Source organism: Actinomycetota bacterium (assembly GCA_040755895.1).
Taxonomy (GTDB): Bacteria; Actinomycetota; Aquicultoria; order Subteraquimicrobiales; family Subteraquimicrobiaceae; genus Subteraquimicrobium.
Genome location: JBFMAG010000119.1, coordinates 1 through 6,123 on the forward strand (window position 1 = coordinate 1; position 6,123 = coordinate 6,123).

The window sequence follows — 6,123 nt, forward strand, 5'->3', positions numbered from 1 at the left end:
CGATGAGATTGGCGTGTGTTCCCACGGCTACTATTAACTCCGCCCCTTTCTCATAAGCCAGAAGCAAGGCTACATCCTCGCTTGTTCCAGAGGCTCTAAAAATTATGGGAGAAAGACCCAAATTTTTTAAGCGAGAAAGCCCAGGTGCTCGGCCATCTGGATAAGCATGGACTATCAGCTCGGCACCGGAGAGCAAAGCCCCATCGCTTACGCTGTCCATATCTCCAATGATTATATCAGGTTTATAACCCTCGTCTATCAGGGCGTCGGCTCCTCCATCAACACCAATCAAGACGGGTTTGATTTCCCGGATATAAGAACTCAATGCCTTCAGATCGGCCTTATAATCATAGCCTCTGACCACCACCAGAGCATGACGCCCATTGAAATCGAGGGAAGTTGTGGGTAAATTTACTCCTTCTAAAAGTAGAGCCTTTTCCTTTTGCATATAATAGAGGGTATTGGTGGCAAATTTCTCGAGTTCGGTGCTCAAACCCTCCTTCGCTTTTTCTATCTCCCGTTGAATGGTGGGAATCGTGAGGACTTCGCCGCTGGCAATGAGCTCACCACGTAAGAAAATTTTGCCTTCCTGGATGACAAGCCTTTCACTCTCCTTGACCTTCTTAAAAATTTCGTCACCCACATTATCTACCATATATATACCCGCCGAGCACAGGAGCAGGGGTCCTATATTTGGATAACGTCCAGTACTAAAGGAGCTCGCGTTAATGACCGCCCCCGGTTTAATCTCGATTAGAGCTTCCGCGGTTACTCTATCCAAATCCCTGTGATCGATCACCGCAATTTCCCTTGGCTTCAAACGCTTGACCAGATTCTTCGTCTTTTTATCCAAACGAGCCCTTCCCTCAAAATACATATCTTACCTCACAATATCCCACAGATATTTTACTCCTAAAGATTAAATGCATTATTAACGAGATGGATTAACACCATTGTCGGGTAAGTGCTCCTGAGCCAAAGCGGTCGACCCAATGGAAAATAAAAAATGAAATATAAAAATTAAAAATGACAGAGAAAAATGCAAAATTGTTGGGTGTTGGCCACCCGATATGGCACCTATCTTTGGATCTTCAAAGATTTTCACATTTTTAATTTTGGATTGTAGTTTTAAATTTTCCATTTTAAATTTTTCATTTGAGGAGGGGCTCCGACACTTTCTTGAGCACTTACCCCTCCCTTGAATGCCAAAGTGTAAACCTAATTCGTTAATAGTCCAGATAAAATTGAGAAATTTTAGAAAATCGATACTTAGGGCGACGGAATGCGGCAGTGCGGTGTCCGTTGCTTAGAAGGATTCCCAGATTGCGAGTTTCTCTTTTAAAAGGGTATAGAAGTTTCGCCCGTCGAGCTTTACCAAGCTAATGGAAAAGGCTGAGGTAGATATCCTCACAAAGTCAAAGGGTTTTCCCTCAAAAATGATCATCCCATCTGCGCTCACCGTGACCCTCAATTGCCCACTCTTAGAACACACTTTTATTTCGTCCGAGTCGTTCAAGATCACAGTCCTGTTAAAAAGGGAATGTGGACACACCGGTGTCATGAGAATAAGTCTCGTATCGGGAGAAACAAGTGGTCCTCCCGCCGAAAGGGAATAGGCCGTTGAACCCGTGGGGGTTGCAAAAATGAGACCATCGGAAGCATATCTATTGAAAAACTCGTCGTTGATGTAAACGTCGAATTCCAGCAGTCTTTGTCGCACTCCTCTCCCAACAACTATTTCATTTAGGGCGATATGCTTGGCTAGACTTTTTCGCCCCTGAACGACTTCGCAATCGAGCATCATCCTCTTCTGCAAACTAAAATCCTTATTCATTATCCTGGTGAGTGCGGGATATAAATCTTTGACCTCTATTTCCGAAAGGAAACCAAATTTACCCAAATTGACTCCGAGAATCGGTATATCACTGCCTCGAAGCAATCTCACAGCTCTTAAGATTGTGCCATCCCCACCAAGAACGATGACCAATTCTATGTCCTCGGCGATCTTCTCCTCGGGATAGCCCAAATCTGGACGATTTAAGGTCAAAGCTTCATCCTCGGGCATCTTTACCTTGATATTCCGTTCACGGAGCCAATTTATAACATTCCGTGTGATGGAAACAACCTCTGCTTTTCCAAGATGAGGCACGATAGCCACAGCTTTCATAATAATCCCCAACGATCCATGAAACTCATTAACATTTCCTAAAATCTAAAGCTCCATGGGCTTCCTCTACAACGCTTTTGACCCTTTTCAATATATGGGATTCTTCCCTTCTTCTTTCACCATCCAAGACCAGGTACATGAGGAATTCGATATTTCCCTCCGTTCCTCGAAGAGGAGAGTAGATGAGGCCCTTGACCTCAAACCCTTCGCCTTCGAAATATCTCCAGAGATCTACGAGGACCCTTTCATGCACCTCAGGATCCTTTACGATTCCCCCCTTGCCCACGAATTCTCGGCCAGCCTCGAATTGTGGCTTAATTAGAACCACCAATTGGGCCTTGGGTTTCAGAAGTTTAATCAAATTCGCGGTTATCTTTTTTACGGAAATAAAGGATAAATCGACGGTGGCAACATCGGCTAAGGCGGGTATTTTATCCGGTGTCAAGTAGCGAATATTGGTTCGCTCTAAGAGATAAACCCTAGGGTCTTGGCGGAGACGCCAAGCTATTTGCCCATAACCTACATCCACTGCAATCACTTGTTTTGCTCCATGTTGAAGTAAGCAATCCGTGAATCCTCCCGTTGAAACCCCAACATCCAAAGCTATTCGCCCCTCCACATCTATTCTAAACTCATCGAGGGCCCTTTTGAGTTTAACCCCACCCCGGGATACGTAGGAAATTTCCTCACCTTTTATGCTAATAGCGCTCTTGGGATCGATTAGAGTCCCCGCCTTGTGCACGACTTTATTATCCACGAGGACTCTTCTCTCCAAAATAGCAGCTTGTGCTCGCTCCCTGCTGGAGAAAAACCCTCTGTTGACCAAAACCACATCCACGCGCTCTCTCCTGCCCATGAATCCTCCATATTTCACAGTTTAAAGCAACTAGCTTGGAAGATCAGTAATCCGAGAGCTAACTCTTTCAACGTCGCGATCGATCCTCTCCACCAGTTTAGGGAGCTTTTTGAGCCCATCCTCTACGGTTGATGCGACTCCCGGCGCATCGAGATTCAAAGAGGATAAGAGATCACCAATGGAGCCGTGGGTTATAAACTTGTCCGGGAGACCCACCTTAAGCACTGGGAGAGAAATCTTCCTATCATTTAAAACCTCCAACACGCCACTGCCGAATCCGCCTATCGAGGAATTTTCCTCTAGAGTTACGGTAAGATCATGATTTGGACATATCGTGCAGATCAATCTTTCATCGAGAGGTTTGACAAACCTTGCATTCACAACGGTGCATGAAGTTCCCTTCCCTTCCAGAATCTCCGCAGCTTTTAAGGCTACATCTACCATCCTTCCAATGGCTAGAAAACATACATTTTTACCCTCTTTTAGGATCTCTCCCTCGCCTATTTTGAGCATATTAAAATTCCTGGAGCGTTTCACGCCCAAGGCAGAACCCCTGGGATATCTCACAGCCACCGGGCTTTCAATGTTGATGGCAGTGTACAGCATGTGGCGTAGCTCGTCTTCATCCTTCGGAGTCATAATCACCATATTGGGAATATGTCTTAAGTAAGTGAGATCGAATGTACCATGATGAGTGGGACCATCCTCTCCCACGAGTCCAGCCCGATCTATGGCGAAAACAACATGTGAGCCCTGTAGACATACATCTTGGATGATTTGATCGTAGGCTCTCTCTAAAAAGGTTGAATATATCGCGACCACGGGAAGCAATCCACCCAGACTCAAGCCCGCCGCAAAGGTGACCGCATGCTGTTCAGCAATGCCTACATCATAGAAGCGGTCCGGAAAAGCATCCGCGAATTTATCCAGACCCGTGCCACTGGGCATAGCCGCAGTTATTGCCACTATCCGTTGATTCTCCTTCGCCAGCTCCACCAAGGTATCACCAAATACTTCAGTATACGATGGAAACTTGCTCTTCTTCTTGGGCTCCCCCGTCTCGATTACAAAGGGCGCTGGTCCATGAAACTTATCCGGATTTTTCTCGGCTGGTTGATAACCATATCCCTTCCTGGTCAAAACGTGGATGAGCACCGGTCCGCTGATTTTCTTGGCCAGTCGGATGCTTTGTTCCACGGCTTCAATGTTATGACCATCGATTGGTCCCACATATTTTATCCCCAGTTCTTCAAAGATCATACCCGGTACCAGTAGGTGCTTGAGACTCTCCTTTATGTGACCCCCAATGGCATACATCATTTCGCCGACGGCGGGTATCTTCTTTATCCTTTGCTCGATTTCCTCCTTTATCCTATTATAGGCGGGATCAAGGCGAATTCGACTGAGGTAGGAAGACATGGCTCCAACATTATTGGCTATGGACATCTCATTATCGTTCAATATCACCATCAATTTCGTCCTTAGATGACCGGCTTGATTAAGGGCTTCATAGGCCATCCCTCCGGTGAGAGAACCATCCCCAATGACGGCAACGATGGTTTCATCGGTGCCTCTTTTGTCCCTTGCCTCAGCTAACCCCAGGGCTATACTTATAGAATTACTAGCATGACCCGTGTCGAAGACATCGTGCTCGCTCTCCGACCTCTTGGGAAAGCCACCTAGGCCACCATATTGACGGAGGGTATCAAATTGATCCTTTCGTCCGGTGAGCAACTTGTGGACGTAGGATTGATGTCCCACGTCCCAGACGATTTTATCCTTCGGGCTGTCCAGAGCACGGTGTAATCCTATGGTCAGCTCGACTACCCCAAGATTGGGGGCGAGGTGTCCACCAGTCTTTGAAACGGTAGAGATAATTTTCTGACGAATTTCTTGAGCTAAAATTCGTAATTCGTCAGGTAAAAGATTTTTCAGATCAGCTGGAGAATGGATTTTATCTAGAATCTTCGAATTCACTTTGAACGCTCCTTATGATTCTCTCTCACAAACAAATTCTGCAAGATTTGCCAAAGCCCGAGTATCTCTATCCCCCAATCTGGTCAAAGCTTCTTTTGCTTTATCCGTTTCTTCTCGTGCCAATTCCCTGGATCTCTCCAAGCCAAAAGTCGCAGGAAATGTTGGCTTTAATTGCTCTCGATCGGAACCAACTTTTTTCCCCAAAAGAACCGTCTCTCCAACTACATCGAGAATATCATCGGTGATTTGAAAGGCTAGACCAAGATGGTGTGCATACTCGGTAATAATCGCCAATTCTTCTTCAGAAGTACCGGCCAAGATGGCACCGACTCTGGCTGCAGCCTTTATAAGCTCACCGGTTTTGTGGGTATGAATGAAATTCAAGGTGGCGAAATCAACTCGTCTCCCCGAGGAGAGAACATCCATAACTTGCCCTCCAACCATTCCCCGAGCACCAGAAACCGATGCCAACTCCCCGATGACCCTAATGATTTTGAGAGGATCATCAGCTTGTTGCTTGGCAGAAACCAGATAAAAAGCTTCAGCAAAAAGGGCATCTCCGGCTAAAATTGCAATATCCTCACCGAATAAAACATGGCAAGTTGGCTGGCCTCGCCGAAGATCATCATTATCTATTGCCGGTAAATCGTCGTGTATCAGGGAGTAAGTGTGGATATACTCAATGGCACAAGCCGTGGGAAGAACTCTTTCAGGTACACATCCAAAAGTCTCGGCAACGAGGAGGGTGAGTACTGGCCTAAAGCGCTTACCGCCTGAAAAAAGACTATGCCTCATGGCCTTATAAATCACTTGGGGATAATTATCCTCCGAAGGGAAAAAGCGATGTAAGGCATCCTCAACCAGCAACCGTTTTCCCTCAGGATAGATTGCTCTCACTCCTATGCTCCTCCAACCCCTCTTCGAACCAACGGGTGTTATCAACCTTTTCGGTACATATATTGGCCAAACGTATTCCTTCTTCCAGAAGATCCAGCGATTCCCCCAAACTCGCTTCCTTTCTCTGCACCAAACTTACGATTTTTCGAAGGCGATTTAAAGCTTCTTCAAAAGTAAGTTCTTCACTATGAGTCATGAGTCCCTCCTTGCTGTAACCATTCTTCCA

6 protein-coding genes are annotated in these 6,123 nt (G+C 46.0%); all 6 read right to left on the reverse strand.

Going from position 1 to position 6,123, the window contains the following annotated elements:
* Positions 1–877: putative cytokinetic ring protein SteA (steA, locus tag AB1466_05500; GenBank protein MEW6189546.1), on the reverse strand; the 877-nt coding region annotated here is incomplete at its 3' end.
* Between the two features lie 429 nt (positions 878–1,306).
* Positions 1,307–2,167: an NAD(+)/NADH kinase gene (locus AB1466_05505; GenBank protein MEW6189547.1), complete on the reverse strand. Its 861-nt coding sequence runs from the start codon at positions 2,165–2,167 to the stop codon at positions 1,307–1,309.
* Between the two features lie 28 nt (positions 2,168–2,195).
* Positions 2,196–3,023, reverse strand: a complete 828-nt coding sequence (locus tag AB1466_05510; protein MEW6189548.1) for a TlyA family RNA methyltransferase — start codon at positions 3,021–3,023, stop codon at positions 2,196–2,198.
* Positions 3,024–3,053: 30 nt separating this feature from the next.
* Positions 3,054–5,000, reverse strand: a complete 1,947-nt coding sequence (gene dxs / locus AB1466_05515; protein MEW6189549.1) for a 1-deoxy-D-xylulose-5-phosphate synthase — start codon at positions 4,998–5,000, stop codon at positions 3,054–3,056.
* A gap of 12 nt (positions 5,001–5,012) precedes the next feature.
* Positions 5,013–5,897: a polyprenyl synthetase family protein gene (locus AB1466_05520; GenBank protein ID MEW6189550.1), complete on the reverse strand. Its 885-nt coding sequence runs from the start codon at positions 5,895–5,897 to the stop codon at positions 5,013–5,015.
* Positions 5,878–6,123 (reverse strand): exodeoxyribonuclease VII small subunit (xseB, locus tag AB1466_05525; GenBank protein ID MEW6189551.1); only part of this gene is annotated, 246 nt, incomplete at its 5' end. The genes xseB and AB1466_05520, both read right to left, overlap by 20 nt.

What these genes read in the sequence shown, in the direction of transcription:
- AB1466_05510 (MEW6189548.1), bottom strand. Translation starts at nt 3,023, where the DNA reads ATGGGCAGGAGAGAGCGCGTGGATGTGGTTTTGGTCAACAGAGGGTTT.
- AB1466_05505 (MEW6189547.1), bottom strand. Translation starts at nt 2,167, where the DNA reads ATGAAAGCTGTGGCTATCGTGCCTCATCTTGGAAAAGCAGAGGTTGTT.